Genomic DNA, 26,560 nt, shown 5'->3' with positions numbered 1-26,560 from the left:
CCGCGGCACAACTTCTACGAACTGCCGCGCATCCGGTCCGAGCGTCCGGCCTTCGAGCTGCACTACCCGCATATGGTCGAGCGGATGCGCGCCGAGGCGCATGTGGGCTGGGGTTCCGGCAAACATGCGACCGAGGTACACGAAGACGCCCTGGCAAAGCACTAGGCGGTGGCCGGACATTCGTCCGTCCACGCGCGCATAGCGTGAACCTTCCAGGTGAGTGAGCAAACTGCGTCGTCCGCCAGAGAGGTACCCGGCTATGCAGTAGCCTCGCCATGATGAGTGTGCACCTACTGGTCATCAGTGGGTGCACACTCATTTGTGGGAGAAGCATCAACCGCAGCATTGCGACATCGGGGTCCAGCACAGCTACGGCAAACAACTAACTTGGAGCAGCTCAGTTGGCCGACACCACCGTTCTCGTGACCGTCACCGGACCCGACCGGCCCGGTGTGACCTCCGTGCTGCTCGCGGCCATGTCGCGGCACCATGTGAGCCTGCTCGACGTGGAGCAGGTCGTCATCCGCGGCCGATTGACCCTCGGCGTGCTGGTCACCTGCCCGAGCGATCCGGAGGCGCTGCAGGACGAGCTCGAAGAGGCGATGAATACCGTCGGCATGCATGTCGATGTCGAGGTCGACGCGCAGATCGGCAGGCAGCCGATGTCCACCCATGCGGTGGTCATCCTGGGCGCGCCGGTGACCGCGCGGGCCTTCAGTTCCGTCTCCCGTCAACTCGCCGCGCTCGGCGCGAATATCGATACCATCCGCGGCATCGCCGACTATCCGGTGACCGGTATGGAACTCCTGGTCACCGCGACCGACACCGGACCCGATTCCGATGCCCGGCTGCGCACGGCCCTGGCCGAGGTCGCGGTCGCCGAACGGGTCGACGTCGCGGTGGAGCGGGCCGGACTGGCTCGCCGCGCCAAGCGGCTCATCGTCTTCGACGTCGATTCGACCCTGATCCAGGGTGAGGTGATCGAGATGCTCGCCGCGCATGCCGGGGTGGAGGATCAGGTCCGCGAGGTCACCGAGGCGGCCATGCGCGGTGATATCGACTTCGCCGAATCGCTGCGTCAGCGGGTCGCGACGCTGGACGGACTGGACGAATCGGTGATCGCGGAGGTCGCCGACCGGATCGAGCTGACTCCCGGCGCGCGCACCACCATTCGGACCTTGCGTCGCATCGGATTCCGCTGCGGTGTGGTGTCGGGCGGCTTCCGCCAGGTGATCGAACCGCTCGCGCACGAACTGGAATTGGACTTCGTGCAGGCGAATACGCTCGAGATCGTCGACGGCAAGCTGACCGGTCGGGTGGTCGGGGAGATCGTCGACCGTGCCTTCAAGGCCACCGCGCTGCGCAAATTCGCGGCGGAGGCGGGGGTGCCGATGGAGCAGACCGTGGCCGTCGGCGACGGCGCCAACGATATCGACATGCTCAATGCGGCCGGGCTCGGCGTCGCCTTCAATGCCAAGCCCGCGTTGCGTGAGGTCGCCGATGCCGCCCTCTCGCACCCCTACCTGGACGCCGTCCTGTTCATCCTCGGCGTGACCCGCGACGAGGTGGAGGCCGCCGATGCCCGCGACGGCGGAATCCGCCGCGTTCCGCTCGTCGGCAGCTGAGCCACATCGGCGCGGTCGGTAGGCTCGCTGGGGTTGTCGCGCCTGCGCGGCGGTTTTCGTTGACGATCGAGGTGGCGTGATGTCGGGTATCCCGGAGGCCGAATTGGCAACGGGCGTCGAGGGATTCCGCATTCGGCATGCGGAGCTGGCGCGCGGCTACGGCGGTCTCGGCGATCCCGAGGATCCCGTCATGGTGCAGGCCATGCAGATGGTGCTGCACATTCCGAAGGTCGATCCGCCGCGCCGCAGTGCGCTGCTGGAGGCCGCGGCGGCGGCCACGGTGGCGTTGTGCCTGGATGAGCGGGTCGGGCCCGAGGGGGTGTGGGAGCAGCGGTTCCTGGCCTGGAAGCGGTCGCGGATCCGCAAGGTGGCGCGGCGGGCGCGCGGTGCGCAGTGGCTGGCCGCCGATGACGTCGACGGGGTGACCGTCGAGGTGGACGGTGCGCAGGCACGGGCATTCGTGCCGGGGCCGGTCGGCGAGGTCGATCCGCGGATCAAACGGCTGCAGATCAATGGCACCGACCTCGAACACGACGATCCCGGACCCGCGGATCCCGATCTGCCGGTGCTGTGGGTGAATGCGAAACTCGGCATGACGCTCGGCAAGGCCGCGGCTCAGGTCGGCCATGCCAGTATGTTGCTGGCCGGCGCGCTCACCGTGGACGAGGCACTGCGGTGGTCACAGCGCGAGTTCCGGTGCGCGGTGCGCGAATCCGGACCGCAGCGGTGGGCGTCGCTGGGTGAGCAGGTGTCGCGCGGACAGGCCGTCGCGGTGCGTGATGCCGGTTTCACCGAGGTCGCTCCGGGATCGATAACCGTGATTGCGGTACCCGGATAGACGGGACAATACTGAGTGCGCCGACGCCGCACCCCAGGTGATTCGCCGCGCCCCCGATTCACATTGCGGGTCCCATAAGCGATTACGCGGTGTAGATGTTTCGCTGTTCGGCATAGGGGGATTCACCTGAGGCCGATCTGGGTACGTTCGACGCAAGAGGACCGCCCGCACGCCACACGCCGGAGGCCATCAAGATGACGACGCTGTTGGTGATACTCGCCGTTTGGGTAGGTTGTTCGATTCCGCTGGCGCTGATCGTCGCACGGATGTTTCGCTCCAACGACGAGCCGCCGAAAAACCGGCCGGGAGCGGCGCGTGTACCGTCCGCTTCGGCACGTCGTCGCGGACGAATGGCCACGTCGTGGCTACCGGCATGGGTCGGTCGTACGAACACCGCGCAATTGAGCCAAGATGGAGCCCGTGCCGCAACCGGATCCCGATCTGCTCATTGATTTCACCGACGTGACCATCCGACGCTCGGGTCACACCCTCGTCGGCCCGGTCACCTGGCAGGTCGAGCTCGACGAACGCTGGGTGGTCCTCGGACCCAACGGCGCGGGCAAGACCTCGCTGCTCCGCATGGCCGCCGCCGAAGTACATCCGACCTCGGGCATTGCCCATCTGCTCGGTGAGGTGATCGGCAAAACCGATGTCAGCGAGCTACGACCCCGCATCGGCTGGTCCTCGGCCGCGGTGGCCAGCCGGATTCCGCGCGACGAGAAGGTCAGCGATCTGGTGGTCTCCGCCGGTTACGCGGTTCTCGGTCGATGGCGCGAGCGTTACGACGACGTGGATACCGATCGCGCCATCGATATGCTCGAGAGCCTCGGCGCCGAACATCTTTCCGATCGGACCTACGGGACGTTGTCGGAGGGGGAGCGCAAGCGGGTACTGATCGCCCGCGCGATGATGACCGATCCGGAGCTGTTGCTGCTCGACGAACCCGCCGCCGGTCTGGATCTGGGTGGTCGCGAGGAGTTGGTGGAACGCCTCGGCGATCTGGCCTCGGATCCCGATTCACCCGCCATGGTGCTGGTGACCCACCATGTCGAGGAGATTCCGCCGGGCTTCACCCATGGCCTGCTGCTGAACGAGGGCGCGGTCGTCGCACAGGGTTTGCTGCCGGATGTGCTCACCGCCGAGAACCTGAGCGAGGCCTTCCGTCAATCGATCGCGCTGGATCGCGTCGATGGTCGCTACTTCGCGCGGCGCGCGCGGCGCTTGGGGCGGCACCGTTCGCGCTGAGCTGGGTCCAGTGATTCTGCGTGGCCCCGTGATCTGGATTACGCCGTAAACCAAGCGCGCGTTAGGGTGCAACAGTGAGCGAGTGTCAGCGAGGCGGAGTCATGAGCGAGCGTCAGCGAGTGAATCATCAACACAGCGTGCAATCGCGCACGACGGAGCCGAGCGTCAGCGAGGCGCAGTCGTGAGTGAGACGAACGACGCACCGCAGCCGATTCCGTCGCCCAAGGACGCGTCGACGGTGATGCTGGTGCGTGACGGTGTCGTCGGACCGGAGGTGTTCCTGCAGCGCCGGGTCGGGGCGATGGCCTTCGCCGCCGGTATGACCGTTTTCCCGGGCGGCGGTGTCGATCCGTCGGACGGGACCGCCGATATCGAATGGGCCGGACCCGAACCCGCCTGGTGGGCCGCGAAATTCGGCACCACCGAGCCGAGGGCCAAGGCGCTGGTCGCGGCCGCAGTGCGCGAAACCTTCGAGGAATGCGGTGTGCTGCTGGCCGGGCCGACCGCCGAAACCGTCGTCTCCGATACCACGGGCTACCACGATGCCCGGGAGCGGCTGGAAAAGCGTGAGGTGTCGCTTGCCGCCTTCCTCGCCGAGGAGAAGCTGGTGCTGCGGGCGGATCTGCTGCGGCCGTGGGCGAATTGGATCACCCCGGTGATCGAGCCGCGGCGCTATGACACCCGATTCTTCGTCGCGGTGCTGCCGCACGGGCAGCTCGCCGACGGCGCCACCTCCGAGGCCGCCGAGGTGCAGTGGCGTACCGCGGCGGAGGAGCTCGAGCGCTGGCGCGCGGGTACCGATGTGCTGTTGCCGCCGACCTGGTCGCAGCTGGATGCCATTGCCCAATTCGCTTCCACGGCGGAGATTCTGGCCGTCGACAAGGCGATCGAACCGATCATGCCGGTGCTCGCCGGTGACAACGGGCGGCAGGTGCTCCATTTCCCGGACAACCAGCGGTACTTCGCCGGACTGCCGGATACCAGCAGGCTCAGAGGGTCCGCCCGTCCGTGAGGCAGTAGGTTTCTGCCATGGCCGAATTCGTGACCCTGGAGTTGCCCGAGGATCCCGCCGTCCGTGGCGTTGCCGTACTCCGTATCGACCGCCCGCCGTTGAACCTGCTGAATGCCCAGTTGGTGCGCGAGGTGGCCGAGGCGGCGGCGAATGTCGCCGCGCGGCCCGGGGTCGCGGCACTGGTCGTCTACGGCGACGAGCGGGTCTTCTGCGCGGGCGACGACCTCGCCGAACTCGCCGGGCTCGGCCCGGATCAGGCCGAAGCCATGGCCGTCGACCTGCAGGCGGCACTGGGCTGCCTGGCCAAGGTGCCCCAGCCCACCGTCGCCGCGATCAGCGGCTACTGCCTCGGCGCCGGCCTGGAACTCGCCCTGGCCGCCGACCGCCGCATCATCGGCGACAACGTCAAACTCGGCCTGCCACAGATCAAAGCGGGCCTCATCCCTCTCGCAGGCATTCGCCGCCTGTCGCTGCTGATCGGACCCGGCCCCGCCAAAGATCTCGTCTACACCGGCCGCTTCGTCGACGCCGATGAGGCCCGCGCACTCGGCCTGGTCGACGAGGTCGTCGCCCCCGACGACGTCTACACCGCCGCCATGCAATGGGCCCAGCAGTTCACCGACGGCCCCGCCCGCGCCCTCGCCGCCGCCAAGTCCGTCTTCGAAGCGGGCCCGCACGGCCTGGATCGCGCCCGCACCGAATGGACTGCCCTCTTCACCACCGAAGACCGCAGCATCGGCACGGCGTCCTATCTGGCCGACGGTCCGGGTTCGGCTACCTTCGTCGGGCGCTGACCGCCCGGCCCGAGTCGATCGCGCCCTGCTGGGCCATTGATATTGCGGCACGAGCACCGACGTCCTTTCCGGCTCGACGGTTGCGGTGCGGCGCCGCTCGTCAGCGATACGGGTCCTGCGAGGCGAGCTGGCCGGGCTCGATCCATGATCGGGCCGGACTGTTGGGTTGGGGTGGGCTGTGGGTCGGCGTCGTTGCCGGGCTTGCGGTCGATCTGTCGGCCGGGCTCGATCGCGCCCTGGCGGGAGGGCGGATGCAGTGGCATCGATCTGTCCGACTGACGTTTTCGGGCTTGTCGGTTACCGGTTGGTAGTCCAGGACCGGCATCGCCGCGATCGGATCGGTGAGCAATGGTGCGTCCAAGGCGGATGAGAACCTTGAACAGGAACACGTTCCTGGACGTCGGGTGATGTGAATTCCGCGGTATTCGTTGATCGCGTACTCGGCTCGAGCCCAGCTTGCCGGCTGCATCCAGCCAGCGTCATGGTGCCAGGGGAGATCATCGGGCGGGTCCGGAACCAGAACGAATCTCGGGGGCCGGCGCGGTGGAGCGGAATTAGTTCCTACTCACCGGTCCGCTGCAGACGTGCGGCGGAGGGTTGGCTAGGCTTGCCCACCATGACGGTCCACCCCGACGACCCGGCGCCGAACCCGCATGCCACCGAGGCCGAGGTCGAAGCAGCGCTGAAGGATACGAAGCTCGCCCAGGTGCTCTATCACGACTGGGAAGCCGAGACCTACGACGACAAATGGTCGATTTCCTATGACGAGCGCTGTATCGACTATGCCCGCGGCCGGTTCGATGCCGCGGTCGGCCCCGCGCCGCTGCCGTACGAGCGTGCGCTGGAACTGGGCTGTGGTACCGGCTTCTTCCTGCTGAATCTCATGCAGGGTGGCGTCGCGAAATCCGGTTCGGTGACCGACCTGTCGCCGGGCATGGTGAAGGTCGCGCTGCGCAATGCCGAGAACCTCGGGCTCGATGTCGACGGCCGGGTCGCCGACGCCGAGACCATCCCGTACGAGGACGACACCTTCGACCTCGTCGTCGGCCACGCGGTGCTGCACCACATCCCCGATGTGGAACTGGCGCTCAAGGAGTGTCTGCGGGTGCTGAAGCCGGGCGGGCGTTTCGTCTTCGCCGGTGAACCGACCACCGCCGGCAACTTCTACGCCCGCTGGCTCGGCCGTATCACCTGGAAGGCCACCACCACAGTGACCAAGCTGCCCGCACTGTCGGGTTGGCGGCGTCCGCAGGCCGAACTGGACGAGTCCTCGCGCGCCGCGGCACTGGAGGCGGTCGTCGACCTGCACACCTTCGATCCGAGCGATCTGGAGGCCATGGCCCGGCGTGCCGGCGCCACCGAGGTCAAGGCGAGCACCGAGGAGTTCGCGGCGGCGCTGTGGGGCTGGCCGGTGCGCACCTTCGAGGCGGCCGTGCCGGAGGAGAAGCTGACCATGGGCTACCGGATGGCGATGTACCGCGCGTGGCTGCGACTGAGCTGGTTGGACGAGAACGTCATGCGTCGGGTGGTGCCGCGCCAGTTCTTCTACAACGCCATGATCACCGGCGTGAAGCCGGGCGCTGCCGCCAGGTAGTGGGTTATCGCTTCGGCCGGGAGGATGTCGTCTTCCTCGGCAGTGCGGCGGGTAGCGCCGCGCTGACCGAGGTGGACCGGCTGGAGCTGACTCCCGCGACGCATCTGCGCGATCTGGAGCGGGTGCGTCGCGAATTCGGCGAGCGCTCCGGCGCACTCGTGGAAACGGTGCGCCTGCGCCGTCGCGCCGCGGCCAAACTCGTCGATACCGAGCAGTGGCTGTTCACCGATGACGCACTGCAACAGGCGACACCGACGCTGGTGGCCCGGCACCGTGCCGCGCGCCTGTCCGGACGCGCCGTACACGACGTGACCTGCTCGATCGGCGCGGAACTCGCCGAGCTGGCCCGCACCTGCCCATCGGTACTCGGCAGCGACCTCGATGACGTGCGCCTGTCCATGGCCGCCCACAATCTCGCCGCATCCCGAAATGTCCTGCTGGCCAAGGCCGATGCCCTCGTCCCGTGCAGCACCGGCACCGTCGTCATCGCCGATCCCGCTCGCCGTGCGGACGGTCGCCGCACCCACGATCCGGCGCGGCTGCAACCCCCGCTGCCGGATCTGCTGGCCGCCTATCCCGGCCGCGACCTGGCCGTAAAGTGCGCTCCCGGACTGGATTTCGACCGTCTGAACTGGCCGGGGGAAATCGAGGTCGTCTCCCTCGACGGCGCGGTCCGCGAGGCCTGCCTGTGGTCGCCGGGCCTGTCCGACAGCGGCGTCACCCGCCGCGCGACCGTCCTCACCGCGCGCGGCGAATCCGCCGCCTACACCGATGCCGCCCCGGACGAGCTTCCAGACCAGCCCCCGGGCGAGTGGATCATCGACCCCGATGGCGCCATCGTCCGCGCCGGTCTGGTGCGCCATTACGCCGCCGAGCACGGCCTATGGCAACTGGATCCGCAGATCGCCTACCTGACCGGCGATACCGTCCCCCACGGCATCCGCGGCTTCCGTATCCTGGACCGCCTGGAATTCCGCGAGAAAACCCTCCGCCAAGAATTGTCCCGCCGCAACTGCGGCCCACTCGAAATCCGCATCCGCGGCCTGGACATAGACCCCGACACTCTCCGCAAACGACTCAAACTCCGCGGCACTCACCCCTACACCCTCATCCTCACCCGCCTCTCCCGCACCGCCGCCGCGTTCCTCTGCGCCACCCCACCCGTCGCATGAACTCGAGAATCCGATAGCGGCGGACCGCTCCCGACGTTTCCCGCATGGATGCATCCTGATCAAAAGGATCAGGCTCCGCCCCAGCAGTCCCCGGCTGCGTGAACTCGCGAGCGCCCCCATACGTGCTCGCTGGGGTTGAGAATGTGTTGGTAGCGGGCTGCTCTCGGCGTTTCTCGCCACGGATCCATGCCGGTCAAGAGTTCACGATTGCGCTGCGACCCTGCCGCCCCGATGCCGTGGACTCGCCGCCTCGGGTACCCCAGCCACCCTTGACTCCGCGCTGCTCTCGATGTCTGCCGCCGCGGCCTGGTACCTACTTCTCGGGTTTGTAGGTAAAGATTTCGCCGATGCGGGTGGCGAGGACCACTTCGCCGTTGGGGCCGACCGAGGTGCCGGTGGTGGTGCCCTTGGCATCCGGGAGGACGTCGGAGTCGACGGTCGTACCGGTTTTGGTGTCGAAGGTGATCAGGTTGATGCCGTCGCCGATGGCGGCGGCGGTGTAGCCGGTTTCGCCCGCGGTCTGGACGGGGGTGCCGCGCAGGGTGAGGTCCTTACGCTCCCAGGCGATTTCGGCGGCATCGCCCTTATCGCGCAGGGCGAGCAGGTGGCCGTCGTCACCGGCCGGGATGATCAGGCCGTCGCTGGATACCGAAATGCCGCCGCGCGGAGCCCAATCCAGCGGTTGCACCCATTTGGTCCGGCCGTCGGCGGCGTCGACCGCGATGAGACGCTCGGAGTTGTCGCCGACGTAGACGGTGCGCCCGTCGGCGGATAGCGTCGGGCTGGTCGCGCTGCCCTCGGCGAGCATTTCCGCGCTCCACTCCTGCTGGATCTTATTGTCGGCGTAGCGCAATGCGACGAGGGCGGCGGTCGGCCTACCGGGCTTCCACAGCGTGACGAAGAAGCGGCCGGTGGCGGTGTCGATCGGCGCGATATTGGCGACCGGGCACTGCGGGCCACCGGTGGTGCAGTCGTCGAGCCCTTGCCCCGATGCGGGTCGGGTGAGATCCGGGTAGTCCAGGAGATCGGGATCGCCGAGCAACTGAGTTGTCGCGACGACGCGCCCGCCGGTCTGGCGGCTCAGCACATCCACCTGACCGGACTGGGTGATCGTCAGGATATTCCCGTCGCCGGTGAACTGCGCCGAAACCGGTACGCCCGCAACGGGAGTTCGCCAGCGCGGCTGGCCGATCGAGTTGAAGGCACTGAATCCGCCGTCGTCGCCGACATATGCGTTGGTGCCGCTGTCGACCACCGTCGGCGCGGAGATCCCATTCGGTCCGAGCGGATTGCAGAAGCGCTTGCGACCGGTCGGCATCTGCAGCGAGAGAATGGCGCAGTTGCCCGCGGCCACGGTGGTCACGAAGAGTTGTCCGTCCGGACCGAGCGTGACGGCTTGCTCGATCGGCCCACCGACCGGGCGTGACCAGCTCAGCGATAGTTTGCGCGATCCGGTGACCGGGCTGACGCCGGTGTTGTGGCCGTCGTGGTGCGCGGATGTCCAGCCCTTACCCGACCCGACGGTGATGTCGTCGACATCGGTGCCACAGCCCGCCAATGCCAGCGCGCCGACCGCGGCGAGTGCCGCCGCCGTCCGTAGCCGGGACGAGATCAGCCCGCGCGCCGGATTGGCCAGTACGCCGCCGCTTCGCACCTGCTGCACTCCTGTCGTCATAGGCCGCCCGGACGAGACCAAAGTGTGTCGACCCCCGGGTACACGCACCACGTGGGTCGAGTCGCCCGTGTGGACGTTCGGGCCGCCGTCGGCGGCGCAGCAGTCACTGTACGGGAGGGACATTCGGCGGTGTACGGGTCCCGGCCGTGTTTATGACCGCGTCGATACCCGGCAGGTTCGGCCGCCGTTCGATTCGGTGCGTACGCTGGCCAGACCCCGTCGGGTAGCGCCGGATAAGCTCAATCGGTCGCGACCGGGCCGGGTCACGACGGAAGGACCAGGACAGGAGATGAGTTCGTGACGAGCATGTGGGGCGCACCGTTGCGCTCGCGGTGGCGCGGCTCGCGCCGCCGGGATCCGCAGCAGGCGCGATTTCTGACGCTGGCATCGCTGCGCTGGGTCCTCGCGAACAAGGCGTACACGCCTTGGTACCTGGTGCGGTACTACCGGCTGTTCAAATTCAAGGCGGCCAATCCGCATATCGTGCTGCGCGGCATGGTCTTCCTCGGCAAGCGCGTCGAGATCCACGCGACCCCCGAACTGGGCCGGATGGAGATCGGCCGCTGGGTGCATATCGGCGACGGCAATGCCATTCGCTGCCACGAAGGCTCGCTGCGCATCGGCGACAAGGTCGTCTTCGGCAAGGACAATGTGGTCAACACCTACCTCGATATCGAGATCGGTGAATCCACGCTGGTCGCGGACTGGTGCTACATCTGCGACTTCGATCACCGCATGGACGACATCAATATGCCGATCAAGGATCAGGGCATCGTCAAGAGCCCGGTTCGCATCGGTCCGGATACCTGGATCGCCGCCAAGGTGACCGTGCTGCGCGAAACCCGCATCGGCCGCGGCTGCGTCCTCGGCGCGCATGCGGTGGTCAAGGGCGAGATCCCGGACTACAGCATTGCCGTGGGTGCGCCGGCCAAGGTCGTCAAGAATCGCAAGGCGACCTGGGAGGCCGGTGCCGAGGAGCGCGCCAAATACATTGCCGCGCTGGAAGATATCGAGCGCAAGAAGAACGGCGCCACCCAGTCGGCATAAGCGCCACCCAGCCCCGGGATCCGGACTGGACCCGGGGCTCGTGCTCTTTCGGACGCCGCGCGTCGGTGCCGGTCGGTACGGTCACGGCATGAACAGGTACGCGGCGCTGTTGCGCGGGATCATGCCGACGAACCCCAATATGAAGGGGGAGAAGCTGCGCGGGGTGTTCGAGGGGCTCGGATTCGAGAAGGTCGCCACGGTATTGGCCAGTGGCAATGTGGTCTTTCGTACCCCGGCCACCGGTGTCGCGGAGTTGGAAGCCCGCATCCAGGACGCGCTGAACAGTGAACTCGGCATTCCCGGCGGCACCATCGTGCGCAGCTACGACGAACTGCGCGATCTGCTCGATACCGATCCGTTTCCGGGCCTCACCCACGGTCGCGGCACCTACCTCATCGCGACCTTCCTCAAACAGGCACCGCCGAATGTCGCCGAGGAGCTGCGCGAGCACACCGAACCGGGCGTCCGGATCGTCGGCTACGACAGCGCCGCCCGCGTCGTGCTCGCGGTCATCGACAACACCGAACCGCGCACCCCGAACTTCATGGCCTGGATGGAGAAGACCTACAGCAAGGAGATCACCACCCGCACCTGGCTCACCATCCAGAAGATCGTCAAGAAGATGGAGAGCTAACGCACTGTCACCGACTTTGTCAGGGCCCGAGGTTTGTCGATTTCACGGCCCGGATCCAGTGGGTAGAAGTCGGCCGGTAGCTGGCGCGCGATCAGGTGCAGCATCAGGTCCGCGGCGGGATCACTCGCAGGTGGGAGCGGCAAGTACTCGGCGAACACCGTGCGGTCGTCGCGGTCGATATCGGCTGGTCCGATTCTGATGACCACTGCGGGCGGTGATCTCGCTGACCGCGGCCATGGTCGCCGCGTATTCGCCGGGTGACGATTTTCGCGACGGCACGAACGCGACGGTGAAGAACTGTCGTTGCCGCCGTTTACCTCGCCGACGCGTACGGCCCCGGACCGTAGTCCGGGGCCGTACGACAGTGCCGGGCGTTATCAGCCCTTGTGCGCCTTGACCGCTTCGGTCAGCTGCGGGGCGACATTGAACAGGTCGCCGACGATGCCGTAGTCCGCGATCTCGAAGATCGGGGCCTCTTCGTCCTTGTTGACCGCGACGATGGTCTTCGAGGTCTGCATACCGGCGCGGTGCTGGATGGCGCCGGAGATGCCCAGGGCGATGTACAGCTGCGGGGAGACCGTCTTACCGGTCTGACCGACCTGGAACTGGCCAGGGTAGTAGCCCGAGTCGACCGCGGCACGCGAGGCGCCGACGGCGGCACCCAGCGAATCGGCCAGCGCCTCGACGACCGCGAAGTTGTCGGCGGAACCGACACCGCGACCGCCGGATACGACGATGCCCGCCTCGGTGAGCTCCGGACGGTCGCCACCGACGACCGGCTCGCGGGAGGTCACCTTCACGACGCCCTCTTCCTGCGCGGGCACCTCGACGGTCACCTTCTCGCCCGCACCGGCCGTGGCCGTGGCCTCGACGGCACCCGGGCGCACCGAGATCACCGGCACGTCGCCGGTGGCCTTGGCGTCGACGGTGAACGCGCCACCGAAGATCGAGTGCACGACCGAACCGTCGGACTTGACGTCGATGACATCGACGAGCAGGCCGGAGCCGATGCGCGCGGCGAGGCGGCCCGACACCTCCTTGCCCTCGGCGGTGGCGGCGACGATCACGGCGGCCGGGGAAACCGACTCGACCAGTCCGGCGAGCACGTCGACCTTCGGGGTCACCAGGAAGTTCTCGACGTCGTCGGATTCGGCGATGTAGATCTTCGCGGCACCCGCGGCGGCCAGCGCGTCGGCCAGCTTCTCGCCGGTACCGGCCGGGCCGGTGACGACAGCGGCGGGCTCACCGAGCGCGCTCGCGGCGGTGAGCAGTTCGGTGCTGACCTTCTTGATCGCACCGTCGGCGTGCTCGATGAGCACAAGTACTTCTGCCATTTGTGTTCTCTCCTAAGCAGTCTCGGGCGGGATCAGATGATCTTCTGACCGACCAGGTACGCGGCGATCTTGGTGCCGCCGTCGCCCTCGTCCGCGATCTTCTCGCCCGCGGTGCGCGGGGGCTTCGGGGTGGCCCCGGTGACGGCGGTGCCCGCGTTGGCGACACCGACGGTCGACGGGTCGACGCCCAGGTCGGCCAGCGTGAAGGTCTGCACTTCCTTCTTCTTCGCGGCCATGATGCCCTTGAAGGAGGGGAAGCGCGGCTCGTTGATCTTCTCGGTAACGCTGACAATGGCCGGGAGGGTGGCCTCCAGCTTGAACACGCCCTCGTCGGTCTCGCGCTCACCGGTGATCTTGTCGCCGTCGACGGTCAGCTTGCGCAGGTGTGTCAGCTGCGGCAGACCCAGGTACTCGGCGATGATCGCGGGGACAGCACCGGAACGACCGTCGGTGGCCTCGTTGCCCGCGATGACCAGCTCGACGCCCTCGACCTGGCCCAGCGCGCTGGCCAGCACCCAGGCGGTCTGCACGGCGTCGGAGCCGTGGATCGCCGGATCGTTGATGTGGATAGCCTTGTCGGCACCCATGGACAGCGCCTTGCGGATGGCCTCGGTGGCCCGGTCCGGACCGGCGGCCAGCACGGTGACCTCGCCGCCCTGGGCCTCCTTGATCAGGAGCGCCTCTTCGACAGCGCGCTCGTTGATCTCGTCGAGGACGGCGTCGGCGGCCTCGCGATCGAGGGTGAAATCACCGTCGGTCAGCTTGCGCTCGGACCAGGTGTCGGGAACCTGCTTGATGAGTACGACGATGTTCGGCATCGGTCTTCGTCGACCTCCTGTTCTGGTTACACGTGTGTGGTGGTCGCACGAGCTCGGCCGTACGTCCTTGTTTGTAGCTCAGGGCGTGACACTACCCTACGTTAAGTTACTCATGGGTAACTTAGTTGCTTCTCTCTCACAACGGTGGTCCTGGCGATAATGTGCGGCCGTCGTACCAGTAACGTCGGAGCGATGAGCGAGGCTGTGATCCCTGCCGCAGTGGGCCCAACCCCGGGCATTACTCCCGAGTCGGCCGTGGAGCCGTTGCCGCTGACCGGCGAGCGGACCGTACCCGGTATCGCCGAGGAGAACTACTGGTTCCGTCGGCACGAGATCGTGTACGCGCGCCTGCTCGCGCGATGCGCCGGAAAGACGGTGCTGGAGGCCGGATCCGGGGAGGGTTACGGCGCGAACATGATCGCCGATGTGGCCACCAAAGTGATCGGCCTGGACTACGACACCAGCGCGGTCGAGCATGTGCGCGCCCGCTATCCGCGCGTCGAGATGATCCAGGGCAACCTCGCCGCGCTGCCGCTGGAGGCCGAATCGGTCGATGTCGTGGTGAATTTCCAAGTGATCGAACACCTTTGGGATCAGGGCCAGTTCATCCGGGAATGTCTGCGGGTGCTGCGTCCGGGCGGCGAACTGCTGATCAGCACGCCCAACCGGATCACCTTCTCGCCCGGCCGCGATACCCCGCTCAACCCGTTCCACACTCGCGAACTCAATGCCGACGAACTCACCGAACTGCTCGTCGACGCCGGATTCCGGGTCACACTCATGACCGGTGTGCACCACGGACCGACCCTGCGGGCCTTGGATGCCAAGCACGGTGGTTCGTTCATCGATGCGCAGATCGAGCGCGCGCTGGCCGGTGAGCCGTGGCCCGCCGAGCTGACCGCCGATGTCGCCGCGATCGCCATCGACGATTTCGCACTGCGCACCGAGGATATCGATGCGAGCCTCGATCTGGTCGCCATCGCGGTGAAGCCTTGAGTAGACAAGCGGTTCCCGGCCAGTTCACGCTGGTCCTGCATTCCCATCTGCCCTGGTTGGCCCACCACGGCCGCTGGCCGGTCGGCGAGGAATGGCTCTACCAATCCTGGGCCGCCTCGTACCTGCCGGTCGTCGATGTGCTGAGAACCCTGGCCGCCGAGGGGCGTTCCCATCTGCTCAGCCTCGGCATCACGCCGGTGCTCGCCGCCCAGCTGGACGATCCGCATTGTCTTGCGGGCATGCATCACTGGCTCGGTAATTGGCAGTTGCGCGCCGACGAGGCCGCGATGGCGGGCAATATCGCGCTCGGCAGGCATGAGCACCGGCTGGCCGCCGCGGCATTGGCGGAATTCGAACAGCACTGGCGCCACGGCGCGGCGCCGGTCTGGCGACAGCTCATCGACGCCGAGGCCATCGAATTGCTCGGCGGCCCGCTCGCGCACCCGTTCCAGCCGCTGCTGCATCCGCGGCTGCGCGCCTTCCAACTCAGCGCGGGCCTGGTGGATGCCCGGCAGCGCTGGGGCCACACCCCGACCGGCATCTGGGCGCCCGAATGCGGCTACACCCCCGGTATGGAGACCGGATACGCGGCCGTCGGTGTGACACATTTCATGGTCGACGGACCCGCACTGCGCGGCGATACCACCCTTGGCCGCCCGGTCCGGGAATCGGATGTGGTGGCCTTCGGGCGGGATCTGCAAGTGAGCTACCGGGTTTGGTCGCCCAAGTCCGGCTATCCGGGCCAGAGTGCGTACCGTGACTTTCATCACTATGACCACGCGACGGGTCTCAAACCCGCGCGCGTCACCGGCAAAACGGTCGCCGGACCGGACAAGGCTCCGTACGACCCGGAACTGGCAGCCGCGGCGGTGGTTCGCGATGTCGACGATTTCGTGCGCACCGTGCGCGAACGGCTGATCGAGGAATCCGCGCGTATCGGACGTCCGGCCCTGGTCGTCGCCGCATTCGATACCGAATTGTTCGGGCACTGGTGGCATGAGGGTCCGCAGTGGCTCGCCCAGGTGTTGCGGGCATTGCCCGAGGCGGGCGTTACGGTCGGCACACTGGCCGACGCCAGGGCGCGTGGGTTCGTCGGCGAGCCGGTGCCGCTGGCCGATTCATCCTGGGGTTCGGGTAAGGACTGGCGGGTGTGGGCCGGTGACCAGGTCGAAGACCTGGTGGAACTGAACGACGATATCGTCCGACTCACCCTCGATACCGTCGACAAGATGCGGGCCACCAACGGCGGCCCCGCGCTGCGCGACCCGGTTGCCGATCAGCTGCTGCGCGAGGCCATCCTCACCGTCTCCAGCGACTGGGCATTCATGGTCAGCAAGGACTCCGCGGCCGGCTACGCACGCGACCGCGCGCACCGACACGCGCACGCCGTGCGGGAAATAGCTGCCGCCGTAGGCGCGGGCCAAGTCGCCAAAGCACACCAGTTGGCGGCAGGATGGGGGGCGGCCGACGGGTTCTTCCCGAGTCTGGACGCCCGACGGCTGGCGATCGCGGACCGAGACTCCGCCTGATAAGGACATTCATGAAAATCTTGATGGTGTCGTGGGAGTACCCACCAGTTGTGGTCGGTGGGTTGGGCCGCCATGTGCATCACCTGGCGGTCGAGCTGGCCGCGGCCGGTCACGAAGTGGTCGTGCTCGCCCGCCGGCCCTCCGGCACCGACTCCTCGACCCACCCCACCCACTCCTTCATCGCCGAGGGCGTGCTGGTGGTCGCGGTCGCGGAGGACCCGCCGTGTTTCGACTTCGGCGAGGACATGCTCGCCTGGACGCTGGCCATGGGGCACGCGATGGTCCGCGCGGGTGTCGCGCTCGGCAAGCCCGGCATCGGCGACGGCTGGGTCCCCGATGTCGTGCACGCGCACGATTGGCTGGTCGCACATCCGGCGATCGCGCTGGCCGAGTACTACGACGTGCCGCTGGTGTCGACCATCCACGCCACCGAGGCCGGGCGGCACAGCGGCTGGGTCTCGGGTCGGGTCAACAAGCAGGTGCATTCGGTCGAGTGGTGGCTGGCCAATGAATCGGACGCGCTGATCACCTGCTCGACCTCCATGCAGGATGAGGTTGAGCGGCTCTACGGGCCCGAGCGGGTGCCGATGACGGTGATCCGCAATGGAATCGATGTGGGCGCGTGGACCTTTCGGCCGCGCGCACCGCGCACCGGTCCGCCGCGGCTGCTCTATGTGGGTCGGCTGGAATACGAGAAGGGCGTGCAGGACGCGATCGCCGCGCTGCCGCGTATTCGCCGCGCCCACCCCGGCACCACACTGACCATCGCCGGTATCGGCACCCAGTTCGAATGGCTGCGGGAACGCGCACGGGTGCATCGGGTCGCGCGTGCGGTGACCTTCGCCGGTCAGCTCGATCACGAGGGACTGCTCGGCTGGTTGCACGGCGCCGATGCCATCGTGCTGCCGAGCCGCTACGAACCTTTCGGCATCGTCGCGCTCGAGGCCGCCGCCGCGGGCACCCCGCTGATCACCTCCACCGCTGGTGGTCTCGGTGAGGCCGTCATCGACGGCGTCACCGGCGCATCTTTCGAACCGGCCGATGTGGACGGCATCGTCGAGGCGGTGCGCGCCACCCTCGACGATCCGGCCGCCGCCCAGGACCGCGCCTACGCCGCGCGCGAACGCCTCACCGCCGACTTCGCCTGGGATGTCGTGGCCGCCGAAACCGCCCTGGTCTACTCCTCGGCCAAACGTCGCGTCCGCAATCCGCTCGGCCGACCCACTATCATCGAACGCCCCCTCCCCGAGCGCGATCCGAAGTAGCGCCGCTGGACCGTCGACAGCGGGCCGGTCCGACGGATGGGTTCGCGGCCGGTACCGCCGCTGACCGAAGCGGTCGAGACCCAGCGGGGCCGATAACGCCCGGCCCTATTACACGGCCTCGGACTCCGGTCCGGGGCCGTACGCGTCGGAGAGGTACACGGCGGCAACGACATTGGCGCTGGACGCAATGAACCTGCAGCATCAGCGACTCCTCGGTTGCTTGGATGGCAGTGCAAAGCTGAGGCCAGCGACTCGTCAGGGCTGCGCGGTGTGGACACATCGCAGCTGAATCCATCGGATCCAGGATCATCACATGCGCGGACTCATGGCTGCGCCACATGCACATTGGCCGCCGATCGTGTACGCGAGCGGTGCGCTCTTCACTATGTCCGAGATCACCACCGCGTCTTTACTTCGGTGCGGCGCAGTTCTGGAAGCGGGCTCGTGGTAGTGCTAACGTTCTTCCACGAAGGGGGGTCTTCTCGGGGATTCGCCTGTAGCGCAAGTAAATCCGGCTCCATTCGGGGTTGCTCGGACGTATCTACACAGGGGATGTTCATGCGAATTCGGGGTGCGATTGTGGGATTGGTCGGTTTGCTGACCAGTGCGGTGGTCGGCGTCGTCGGGAGCGGTGCGGCGGCTGCCGAGCCGTTGGCGGACAAGTCACGGGAGGTCGCGACCGACGACGGCTGGCAGATGCGGATCACCAAGACCGACGAAAGCATCGATCGATATCCGAACCTGGCCGCGACCCTGTTCACCAGGGAAGGGTTCGTCAGCCTCAAAGCGGTCGCCGACATCGACGGCATGGGGAGCGCGCCGGTGAACTCCGGCACTATCGGTCTGGGTTATCAGATCGGCTGTCAGGTCGATGTCACCAACGGCGCCGCAATAGGATTGGCCATCGGTCCTAGTATCACCATCGGCGTGACCTCCGGTGTCGGTGGCAGCGCGACGATCACGCCTACGGTCTATCTCAAGCCGGGCACCATCACCGACATCCCGTTCGGCACCAAACCTCTCGCTGGTCGGCATGGATCGATTACCTCCGACCAGGTCCACATCAAAATCGACGGCTGTATGGGCCCGGTCAGCCTGCGCTCCTACGCCCAGGTGCACATCTCCACACCCACCGCGGACAACTCACTAGCCGTGTACGGCGATCCGATCTATCTGTGAGACAAGCGATGTCGACGGACCGGAGACCATCCAGACTCGGACGCTACGTCGGCCTGCTCGTAGCGGTTGCGGTTGTGTTGATCGCATTCGGCATGGTCGCGGTCGGAACCCGCACCGCGCCACGCGCCGAGGCCAAACCGATCAACCCCTACATTCCCTGCCCGGATTGGCAGATCATGCATCCGGGCTGGCCATGCTTCGGCAACTTCCCCGAAATCGAAGAACCCACACTTCCGAACCTACCGCTCGGGCCACCAACCCCGCCGGTACCCGCGGTCCCCGGACCACAAACCCAGATCCCCAGCACGCCACCTTCCCCCACCACCACAGCTGCGCCGCCGGCCGCCGCGCTGACCCCGCCACCCCCGCTTCCGGCCCCGGATCCATGCCAGGCGATCATCCCGGTTCCGGGTTACATCCCGCCCGCGCTGCCCGGTCATCCGGTCGGCGCTCCTTGCTCGTTCGGAGTGCCGCCCGAACAACTCCCGCGACCTCGTGACGTTATCGAGCCGTTCTTGCACGAGACCAAGACGTGGGGCGCCTGCGGTATCCACAGTCCCGAGGACAAGACGGTCCGAACCTTCGATCGCAGGACGATCAGGGTCGGCGACAAGGTGTTCGTGGCAGGCCAGTCGGTCTTGTACTGCGGAAACGACAACTATGGCTTCCGACACCTCCAGAAGCGGAAGCACGATGACAAGTGGGCGGCGACCGACCGCAGTTACAACTGGCGAGACAACGCCGACCGTGCCATCGAGGAAACTCTGCGCAATCCCAGCGTGGCCTGCTACAACCTGGAAAACAACACCTATGTTCTCGGGTTGGAGTTGGTGGAGTACGTCAAGAAAGACGGCACGCTGACCGGCAAAATGCAATGGTCGAACGTGGTCATCGACGCCAACAGCGGCCGCATCATCACCGCCTTCCCCAACCTCGACAAACCCCGATGCCAATGACCCGACACCGTCGAGCGACGACAAGAATCCAAGCGCACAGCATGACCGGGCCGGTCGCCGCTGCGATCATCCTCATCGCAGCGGTCACCGGCTGCAGCAAGGCAACCAGCAACGACGAGGTGAATCCGGTGGGCAACCAACCAGCTCCCGCAGTACGGACCCTGGACTGCCAGGCGGTGGCCGAATTGATCGGCGACCATCTGACCGGCCTACGGGTGTGGCCGAAAGAGAACGATCCAGACCTGCCCGAGGGCACAGTCGGCTGCGCCTGGGAGGAAGAAGGAGGGCCGCGCAGCCTCCAAGTGCGGATGGAACCGGAGCCGACTTCACCCGACGAAGTCGAGCGTATCCGCGCCGGGAAGGTCTACACCGGCCAATACCCGCCCTACGAAATCATCGACACCGAACGGCTCCGTGCCGCCGACGCCATCGGCGCACTGGCTGTGGACGCCGATTCCGGAGATACGACCGAGGAGATCGCCAGTATCCGGCAGATCATCGTTCACACCCCACACACCACGATCACAGTGACCGGTTGGAAAGCCGCCCAGATAATCGAGATCAGCACCCGGGTCGCCGAAAAACTCAAGCAACTGCTCGGCTGACACCACTGAACCCGACTTGCCAGCTGCTCGAGGTTCGCTCACGGAGGCGATGGCGGTACGGTCTCGCGAGAACCTGACATCGGCACGCGACCGCGGCAGCAAACGGCGAACTGTTCTGCTGCTGACCAAAGTCGTGACGGCCCAAAGGGCTGAAAGGCTACGTTGCTCGAGTGGCCCCGGCTGGTAACGGCCGGGGCCACTTGCGTTTTCATATGGCCGCGTCCGGGTGGGATAACCTGCGGATATGGCTGTTCCTACGACTCGGATGCTGGTACTTGCCGTGGTGCGGCTGCTGGCGCCGGTGCACGGTTATGACGTTCGGCGCGAGTTGCTGTCCTGGCGGGCGGACAATTGGGCGAATGTGAAGCCGGGCTCGGTGTACGGCGCGCTGAATACCTTGCAGCGCGACGGGCTGATCGCGGTGGAGGGCGTCGGACAGGACGGTGCGCGACCCGAGCGCACGACCTATCGGCTGACCGCCGAGGGGGAGAAGGTCTTCGCGCAGATGCTGCGCGATGCACTGTGGGATGCCGAGCAGCCGAAGCATCCGTATGCCGCGGCGGTCGCGCTGCTGCCACAGGCGCCAAGGGACGAGGTCATTGCCGCGCTGCGCAGTCGGATCAAGAAATTCGAGGCTGAACTCGAGCAGTTCGATCGGGAGGAACGTCGCGTCATGGCCGGTAGCGGCGATCCGGCCGAGACCGAACCGCATCATGTCGCCGATGCGATCCGATTGGCCTCCGAACATATCCGGGCCGATCTGCGGTGGTCGCAGAAAACGTTGGAGCGCATCGAGAGTGGCGAACTGGAGGTCTGGGGGCGGTTCTCCACGCGGGTCGACGGCCGCAGCGCGATCATTGATTGATCAAGACTGAATAGTAAAGCTTGACTATTTGGTCGGCCGTTTCTACCGTTGTTCGGGTGGAAACGATCGACTCCGTTCGCGATCGCATCCGCACCTCGGTGATCCGGGTGCGCGGACTGGCGCGGACATTCGAAACCAAAAGCGGCCCCGTCCAAGCGGTCACGGGCGTCGACTTCGATGTGTACGAGGGTGAGATCCTGGGGCTGCTCGGGCCCAATGGCGCGGGTAAGACCACGACGCTGCGGATGCTCAGCACCCTCATCGCCCCGACCGCGGGCGAGGCGGTTATCTCCGGCGCGGATCTACGGGCCGAACAGCGGACCGTGCGTTCCCGCATCGGTTACGTCGCCCAGGGCGGAATGACCAATGACGATGCCCCGGTTATCGACGAATTAGTATTGCAGGCAAGACTTTTCGGGCTGAGCAAGGCGCAGGCCACGCACAATGCCGAAGAACTGCTCGTCGCGCTCGACCTGGACGGCCTCGGTCGGCGCAAGTGCAACCAGCTCTCCGGTGGTCAGCGCCGCCGCGTCGATATCGCGCTCGGCCTGGTGCACGGGCCGACGCTGATCTACCTCGACGAGCCGACCAGCGGCCTCGATCCGCAGAGTCGCGCGAATCTGTGGGAGCACATCCGGCGCCTGCGAGCACGCGGCACCACGATCGTGCTCACCACCCACTATCTCGACGAGGCCGACGCGCTGTGTGACCGCCTGCTGATCATGGACCACGGCGGCATCGTCGCCGAGGGTTCGCCCGACGAACTCAAGCGCCGCATCTCCGGTGATGTGGTGAGCTTCGAAATCGATGACGGCCATGCCGATCTCGCACTCCAGGTCGCCCAGTCAGTGCTCGAGGTGCGCTCGCTGGTGCGTTCGGAGGAGGTGGGTGCGGACCGGATCGGTGCCACGCTGGTGCATCTCACCGTGGATCGCGGCGACGCCGCGGTCGTACCCCTGTTGCGTGCCATGGACGAGCGCGGTCTCGTGCCAGGTGCGCTCACTGTCAAACGTCCCAGCCTCGACGATGTCTTTCTCACCATTACGGGGCGTTCGCTGCGGGAGGCGAGTCACTCATGAGTTTCCTGCGCGAGACCGGACTGATCTTCTGGTCCCAACTGCGGGCCAATCTGCGAAATCCGGTGTGGGTCTTGATCGGTCTGTCCCAGCCGGTGTTGTATCTGGTGCTGTTCGGGCCGCTGGTCAAAGGCATCGCGCCGTCGCTCGGCGCGGATGCCGATCCGTGGAAGCTGCTGACGCCCGCACTGGTCATCCAGACCGGGCTGTTCGGCGCCATCTATGTCGGGTTCAACATTGTCGCGGAATTGCGCGCGGGGGTCGTCGAACGGCAGCGGGTCACGCCCGCGAGCCGAGGTGCATTGCTGACCGGGCGCGTGCTCAAAGATATGGTCGTGCTGGTCGTACAGGCGCTGGTCCTCGTCGGAGTTGCCATGGCGGCCTTCGGAGTTCGGCCGGATCCACTCGGCGTGGTGCTGTCGGTCCTGTTGATCGCGGTAATGGCAGCAGGTTTGGCCGCCGCATCCTACGCCCTGGGTCTGTGGGCCAAATCCGAGGATGTGCTGGCCTCGGTGCTCAACAGTCTCGCGGTGCCGCTGATGCTGCTGTCCGGCATTCTGCTGCCGCTGAGCGTCGGGCCGAGCTGGTTGCGCACGATCGGCAAGGTGAATCCGTTCTCGCACACCGTCGACGCGGCCAGGGCCCTGTTCCGTGGTGACTTCGGTGCGTCCGAGGTGTACCTCGGGACCGGGCTCACCCTGGCCGTCGCGGCGGTGGCGATGCTGATCGGCGCCCGCAGCTTCACCCGCGAGAACGCCTGACACCGACGCCGCTGAGATCTGCTCGGTGGCAGCGGATCTCAGCGGCGGTGCAATCCGGACAGCAGTGTGGTGAGGATCGGGGAGCGACGGGTATCGCTGCGCAGGACCGCGGAGACCGGAATGCGTAGTCGGTGTTGGGCGGGCTTCAGTACGACCAGGCCCTCGGTCGGGCTGTCGGCGTAGAGCACGGTCCAGGCGTCGGGGCGATTGATCAGCTCCATGGTCGCGGTGTGGTCCGGTGGAATCGGCGGACCGAAGGTGGGGCCCGCGGCCAGATCGGCGAAGGCGGCCCGAATCACATTGTGCAGCAGGATCTGTTCCTGCTCGGGCGGGAGCAGTAGCGGATACTGGCTCAGATCCGCCAGCGTCACCTGGTCGCGAGTGGCCAGCGGATGGGCGGCGGAGGTGGCGATGACGAGGTCCTCGATCCACAGCTGCTCGACCGCGAGACCGGGCTCGTCGACACTGCCGCGAATGAGTGCGAGATCGCAGTCGCCGTCGGCCACCGCGGTGATCCGCTGTCGGAACGGTTTGATGACGAATTCGATCTCGGCATCCGGATGCGCGGCGCGTGCGCCCGCGATCGCGGAGAGGGAGCGGGTCGCGAAGGACATATTGGCGGCGAGCCGGATGCGGGCACCCGAGGTGCGCACGGTGGCGCGGATGGCCGACTCCAGACTGAGCATCTGTTTAGCCAGGGGAAGTAGCCGCATGGTCGCGTCGGTGGGCACAACGGCCCTGGTGGAGCGCTCGAACAAGGGCACGCCGAGGTCACGTTCCAGCCGGGCGATCTGATGGCTGATCGCCGATTGGGAGATGTAACAGCGAGCCGCGGCCCTGCTGAAACTCAGCTCCTCGCACACCGCGACGAAGTAGGTGAGCTGGCGAAGCTCCACGTGATCTCCAATTCATGAGCGATCCAGATAAGAGTCATATCTATTATGCGCCTGAACACCTGAAATATCTGCGGTTCGAATGACGGTTGGTAATGAGAGAAGGAGGCTGTCATGGAACACGCAGATGTTGTCATCGTTGGATCGGGATTCGGGGGGCTTGCCGCCGCTAAGCAGTTGGCCAAATCGGGCATAAATTACGTTCTCATCTCGAGCACTCCGGAGCATCTCTTCCAGCCGTTGCTCTACCAGGTCGCGACAGGTGTGCTGGCCTCACACGAGATCGCGCCGCCGATCGCCTCGGTGCTGCGCAGGCATAGGGAGGCCGACGTCCGGCTCGGTAAGGTGGTCGCCATCGACGCCGACAACGCGGTGCTCACCTACGAGCACGACGGCGCGCACACGCAGATCCGCTACGGCTCGCTGATCGCCGCCACCGGCGCCTCGCAGTCGTACTTCGGCCGCGACGATTTCGCCGATAAGACGTTCTCGCTCAAGACCATCGACGATGCGAAGCTGCTGCGCGCACAGATCGAACGCGTCTTCACCGAGGCCGAGGACGCGGATGCGGAGACCCGCAAGCGCCTGCTGAGCTTCGTGGTCGTCGGCGCCGGCGCGACCGGTGTCGAGGTGGCCGGTCAGCTGAAGGAACTCGCGAAACGGTATTACCACCAAGAGGTTTCGGTGACCTTGGTCGAGGGTGCGGGCGAGGTGCTGCCGCCCTTCGGCGGTGGACTGTCGGAATACGCGAAGGCATCGCTGACCAAGAGCGGCGTCGAGGTGCTGTTGGGCACCTTCGTGACCGATATCGAATTCGGCAAGGTGACCGTCAAGGATAAGCAGGGCATCGAGCGCCGGATCGCGGCCGAGACGGTGGTCTGGTCGGCGGGTGTGCAGGCGGGCGGGTTCGCGCAGATCCTGGCCGAGGCCACCGGCTGCGAAACCGACCGGGCCGGCAGGCTTTTGATCAATCCGGATCTGACTGTCGGTGGACACGCCGATATCTACGCCATCGGCGATATGACCTCGCTCAACGGTTATCCGGGCCAGTCGCCGGTCGCCATGCAGGAGGGCAGGCACGCCGCCGACATCATCCGACGCAAGCAGCTCCCCGGCACCCCGTTCAAGTACTGGGACAAGGGCAGCATGGCGGTGATCAGCCGGTTCAGCGCGGTGGTGAAACTCAATGAGCACATCACCTTCCGCGGCATCATCGCGTGGACCATGTGGCTCGCGGTGCACCTGCTGTACCTGGTCGGGTTCCGCAATCGCTTCGCTGCTGTCGCCTCGTGGCTCGTCGCCTTCATCGGCTCGGGTCGTCCGGGTTTCGACGAGGTGGACACGGTGCGGGATCCGGTGCGGATATCGGAGCGCGACGCCGCCTGATCTATTCCGAAAAAGTCACAGATCAGGCAAAAGACGGCGGTAGCGATGCGGGAGACGGAACGCGACGCGACAGTTCGGTGAACGCTCGGTGTGATCATCATCTCGTTCACCGAACCGGCATCGAGGCGACACTTCGAGGTTGCTCCGGCGCAGTTTCGGACTGGCTTCATCACGGATATGACTATTTCGTCCGTGTTGACAGCCCCGGCTCGACCGACGGACTCCGGGGCGGAACGGTCTCGGTATTCGCTGGTCGTCTCGTCCGATTCGGCGCACCGGCTGGCCGCCCAGCGCCTGCGCTATGGGGTCTTCGCCAGTGAGCCCGGCTTCCACATTCCCGATAACGGAACGGGTCTGGACGCGGACCGTTTCGACGAGCACTGCGATCACCTGCTGGTCCGCGACGACCGGACCGAGGAATTCGTCGGCTGCTACCGCATGCTGCCGCCGGACAAGGTGACCGCCGCGGGCGGTTACTACACGGCCACCGAATTCGATCTGGCCCAACTGGATCCGGAGGGCAACCGGATGGTGGAGATGGGTCGTGCGTGCGTGGTCCCCGACCACCGCAACGGTTCGGTGCTGACCCTCATGTGGGCGGGCATCCTGCACTACATCCAGCTCACCGGATACGAGTGGGTGATGGGCTGCGTCTCGGTGCCCATGCAGGACACTCCCGCCGATCCGGCCGGTGTGAATGTGCGCGGCGTGCGGGATATGTTGCTCGGTCGGCACGGATCCGATCCCGAGCGGCGGGTGCACCCGTACCGCCCGGTGGTGGTCGACGGGCTGACGCTGGACGAGATGACACCGCCCGCGCGCCCGAAGCTGCCCCCGCTGCTGCGCGGCTACCTGCGGCTCGGTGCGGAGATCTGCGGCGAGCCCGCGCACGATCCGGATTTCGCGGTCGCCGATTTCGTCGCGCTGCTCGGTCTGGACACGATCAACACCCGCTACCTCAACCGATTACAAGACGCCGCCAATGCACTCGACGGGGGACGGTGAGTCAGATGGTGTTCGACGCGCCGCCCGCACAGCGCACCGCGCACGCCTGGATGCCGTCGAGTCCCTGTGGACCCGGCTGTATCGATCCGGTCGATGAGATCGGCACCGCGCGGGTGATCGGCCGACTACTCGGCGTGGCCGGATTGTTGATCAGCTTTCCCGTTGTCAATGTCGTTATGCCGCGTGGACGGCGCGAACAGTTGCAGCGGCGGTATGCGCGAACGGTTTTGGGCTGTCTCGGGATTCGGTTGCGTGT

Annotated in this window: 25 protein-coding genes and 1 pseudogene; 21 read left to right on the top strand and 5 right to left on the bottom strand. The window is 66.5% G+C overall.

Translation table 11 applies throughout. The annotated features are described in order from the left end of the window. The first annotated feature begins 401 nt into the window (after window positions 1-401). The 7 genes from serB to AB0L58_RS42045 all read left to right on the top strand — a co-directional run bounded on the left by serB (window position 402) and on the right by AB0L58_RS42045 (window position 8,280). Window positions 402-1,625, top strand: coding sequence for a phosphoserine phosphatase SerB (serB, locus tag AB0L58_RS42075; RefSeq protein WP_364397039.1), 1,224 nt, complete (start codon window positions 402-404; stop codon window positions 1,623-1,625). A 79-nt stretch (window positions 1,626-1,704) separates the two neighbouring features. Continuing rightward, window positions 1,705-2,463: a peptidyl-tRNA hydrolase gene (locus AB0L58_RS42070; RefSeq protein ID WP_364397036.1), complete on the top strand. Its 759-nt coding sequence runs from the start codon at window positions 1,705-1,707 to the stop codon at window positions 2,461-2,463. Window positions 2,464-2,874: 411 nt separating this feature from the next. Then, window positions 2,875-3,708, top strand: a complete 834-nt coding sequence (locus tag AB0L58_RS42065) for an ABC transporter ATP-binding protein (protein ID WP_364397033.1) — start codon at window positions 2,875-2,877, stop codon at window positions 3,706-3,708. A 241-nt stretch (window positions 3,709-3,949) separates the two neighbouring features. After that, window positions 3,950-4,720, top strand: coding sequence for an NUDIX hydrolase (locus tag AB0L58_RS42060; RefSeq protein ID WP_364397044.1), 771 nt, complete (start codon window positions 3,950-3,952; stop codon window positions 4,718-4,720). 17 nt (window positions 4,721-4,737) lie between these two features. Continuing rightward, window positions 4,738-5,514, top strand: coding sequence for an enoyl-CoA hydratase-related protein (locus AB0L58_RS42055; protein WP_364397030.1), 777 nt, complete (start codon window positions 4,738-4,740; stop codon window positions 5,512-5,514). 616 nt (window positions 5,515-6,130) lie between these two features. Next, entirely contained in the window at window positions 6,131-7,108 is a 978-nt protein-coding gene (locus AB0L58_RS42050) for a class I SAM-dependent methyltransferase (RefSeq protein WP_357468191.1), read from the top strand. Then, the gene (locus tag AB0L58_RS42045) at window positions 7,108-8,280 is read left to right on the top strand and encodes a class I SAM-dependent methyltransferase (protein ID WP_364397025.1); all 1,173 of its coding nucleotides are present in this window, start codon (window positions 7,108-7,110) and stop codon (window positions 8,278-8,280) included. The genes AB0L58_RS42050 and AB0L58_RS42045 overlap by 1 nt, the downstream gene beginning before the upstream one ends. Before the next feature lie 313 nt (window positions 8,281-8,593). Here AB0L58_RS42045 and AB0L58_RS42040 read toward each other — a convergent pair whose 3' ends face one another. Next, entirely contained in the window at window positions 8,594-9,955 is a 1,362-nt protein-coding gene (locus AB0L58_RS42040; protein ID WP_364397022.1) for a PQQ-binding-like beta-propeller repeat protein, read from the bottom strand. A gap of 297 nt (window positions 9,956-10,252) precedes the next feature. Here AB0L58_RS42040 and AB0L58_RS42035 point away from each other — a divergent pair, with 297 nt between their 5' ends. Together AB0L58_RS42035 and AB0L58_RS42030 are read left to right on the top strand one after the other, a co-directional pair. Then, window positions 10,253-11,002, top strand: a complete 750-nt coding sequence (locus AB0L58_RS42035) for an acyltransferase (protein ID WP_364397019.1) — start codon at window positions 10,253-10,255, stop codon at window positions 11,000-11,002. An 88-nt stretch (window positions 11,003-11,090) separates the two neighbouring features. After that, window positions 11,091-11,636: a DUF1697 domain-containing protein gene (locus tag AB0L58_RS42030; protein WP_364397016.1), complete on the top strand. Its 546-nt coding sequence runs from the start codon at window positions 11,091-11,093 to the stop codon at window positions 11,634-11,636. Here the strand turns inward: AB0L58_RS42030 and AB0L58_RS42025 are convergent. The 3 genes from AB0L58_RS42025 to AB0L58_RS42015 all read right to left on the bottom strand — a co-directional run bounded on the left by AB0L58_RS42025 (window position 11,633) and on the right by AB0L58_RS42015 (window position 13,788). Next, window positions 11,633-11,842 carry a hypothetical protein gene (locus tag AB0L58_RS42025; protein WP_364397010.1) on the bottom strand — a complete coding sequence of 70 codons (210 nt, stop codon included), beginning with the start codon at window positions 11,840-11,842 and terminating at the stop codon, window positions 11,633-11,635. The two genes, AB0L58_RS42030 and AB0L58_RS42025, sit on opposite strands and share 4 nt — an antisense overlap. A 171-nt stretch (window positions 11,843-12,013) precedes the next feature. Continuing rightward, on the bottom strand, window positions 12,014-12,970 hold the full coding sequence (locus AB0L58_RS42020; RefSeq protein ID WP_364397005.1) for an electron transfer flavoprotein subunit alpha/FixB family protein: 957 nt from the start codon (window positions 12,968-12,970) through the stop codon (window positions 12,014-12,016). Between the two features lie 32 nt (window positions 12,971-13,002). Next, window positions 13,003-13,788 (bottom strand): electron transfer flavoprotein subunit beta/FixA family protein, encoded by a 786-nt coding sequence (locus AB0L58_RS42015; RefSeq protein WP_364397002.1) that lies wholly within the window; start codon window positions 13,786-13,788, stop codon window positions 13,003-13,005. 192 nt (window positions 13,789-13,980) lie between these two features. Between AB0L58_RS42015 and AB0L58_RS42010 the strand changes: the two genes are divergently transcribed. The 9 genes from AB0L58_RS42010 (at window position 13,981) to AB0L58_RS41970 (ending at window position 23,020) form a co-directional block, all read left to right on the top strand. Continuing rightward, the gene (locus AB0L58_RS42010) at window positions 13,981-14,784 is read left to right on the top strand and encodes a class I SAM-dependent methyltransferase (RefSeq protein ID WP_364396999.1); all 804 of its coding nucleotides are present in this window, start codon (window positions 13,981-13,983) and stop codon (window positions 14,782-14,784) included. Further along, window positions 14,781-16,313 carry a glycoside hydrolase family 57 protein gene (locus AB0L58_RS42005; protein ID WP_364396996.1) on the top strand — a complete coding sequence of 511 codons (1,533 nt, stop codon included), beginning with the start codon at window positions 14,781-14,783 and terminating at the stop codon, window positions 16,311-16,313. Before AB0L58_RS42010 ends, AB0L58_RS42005 begins: the two co-directional genes overlap by 4 nt. Window positions 16,314-16,324: 11 nt before the next feature. After that, window positions 16,325-17,578 (top strand): glycosyltransferase family 4 protein, encoded by a 1,254-nt coding sequence (locus AB0L58_RS42000; RefSeq protein WP_364396994.1) that lies wholly within the window; start codon window positions 16,325-16,327, stop codon window positions 17,576-17,578. Between the two features lie 558 nt (window positions 17,579-18,136). Continuing rightward, window positions 18,137-18,757 carry an MspA family porin gene (locus AB0L58_RS41995; RefSeq protein ID WP_364396992.1) on the top strand — a complete coding sequence of 207 codons (621 nt, stop codon included), beginning with the start codon at window positions 18,137-18,139 and terminating at the stop codon, window positions 18,755-18,757. 74 nt (window positions 18,758-18,831) lie between these two features. Continuing rightward, window positions 18,832-19,713 (top strand): hypothetical protein, encoded by an 882-nt coding sequence (locus AB0L58_RS41990; RefSeq protein WP_364396990.1) that lies wholly within the window; start codon window positions 18,832-18,834, stop codon window positions 19,711-19,713. A 41-nt stretch (window positions 19,714-19,754) separates the two neighbouring features. Continuing rightward, entirely contained in the window at window positions 19,755-20,318 is a 564-nt protein-coding gene (locus AB0L58_RS41985) for a hypothetical protein (RefSeq protein ID WP_364396987.1), read from the top strand. Between the two features lie 244 nt (window positions 20,319-20,562). Continuing rightward, window positions 20,563-21,183, top strand: coding sequence for a PadR family transcriptional regulator (locus AB0L58_RS41980; RefSeq protein WP_364396984.1), 621 nt, complete (start codon window positions 20,563-20,565; stop codon window positions 21,181-21,183). Window positions 21,184-21,239: 56 nt separating this feature from the next. Continuing rightward, window positions 21,240-22,262 (top strand): ATP-binding cassette domain-containing protein, encoded by a 1,023-nt coding sequence (locus tag AB0L58_RS41975; protein WP_364396981.1) that lies wholly within the window; start codon window positions 21,240-21,242, stop codon window positions 22,260-22,262. Beyond that, on the top strand, window positions 22,259-23,020 hold the full coding sequence (locus tag AB0L58_RS41970; protein WP_364396978.1) for an ABC transporter permease: 762 nt from the start codon (window positions 22,259-22,261) through the stop codon (window positions 23,018-23,020). The genes AB0L58_RS41975 and AB0L58_RS41970 overlap by 4 nt, the downstream gene beginning before the upstream one ends. A 38-nt stretch (window positions 23,021-23,058) precedes the next feature. On the opposite strand, the gene AB0L58_RS41965 is transcribed toward AB0L58_RS41970, so the two are convergent. Then, a complete protein-coding gene (locus AB0L58_RS41965; RefSeq protein ID WP_364396975.1) occupies window positions 23,059-23,916 on the bottom strand; it encodes a LysR family transcriptional regulator in 858 nt (285 codons plus the stop codon). A gap of 111 nt (window positions 23,917-24,027) precedes the next feature. Here AB0L58_RS41965 and AB0L58_RS41960 point away from each other — a divergent pair, with 111 nt between their 5' ends. The 3 genes and pseudogenes from AB0L58_RS41960 to AB0L58_RS41950 form a co-directional block, all read left to right on the top strand. Beyond that, window positions 24,028-25,299 (top strand): NAD(P)/FAD-dependent oxidoreductase, encoded by a 1,272-nt coding sequence (locus AB0L58_RS41960; RefSeq protein ID WP_364396972.1) that lies wholly within the window; start codon window positions 24,028-24,030, stop codon window positions 25,297-25,299. Window positions 25,300-25,476: 177 nt separating this feature from the next. After that, a complete protein-coding gene (locus tag AB0L58_RS41955) occupies window positions 25,477-26,304 on the top strand; it encodes a GNAT family N-acyltransferase (protein WP_364396969.1) in 828 nt (275 codons plus the stop codon). A gap of 5 nt (window positions 26,305-26,309) precedes the next feature. Further along, a pseudogene (locus AB0L58_RS41950) lies at window positions 26,310-26,560 on the top strand (1-acyl-sn-glycerol-3-phosphate acyltransferase); the annotation flags it as partial.

Origin of the sequence: Nocardia sp. NPDC052112 (assembly GCF_040680135.1) — a bacterium.
Taxonomy (GTDB): domain Bacteria; phylum Actinomycetota; class Actinomycetes; order Mycobacteriales; family Mycobacteriaceae; genus Nocardia.
This window is presented reverse-complemented; position numbering and strand designations above follow the sequence as displayed.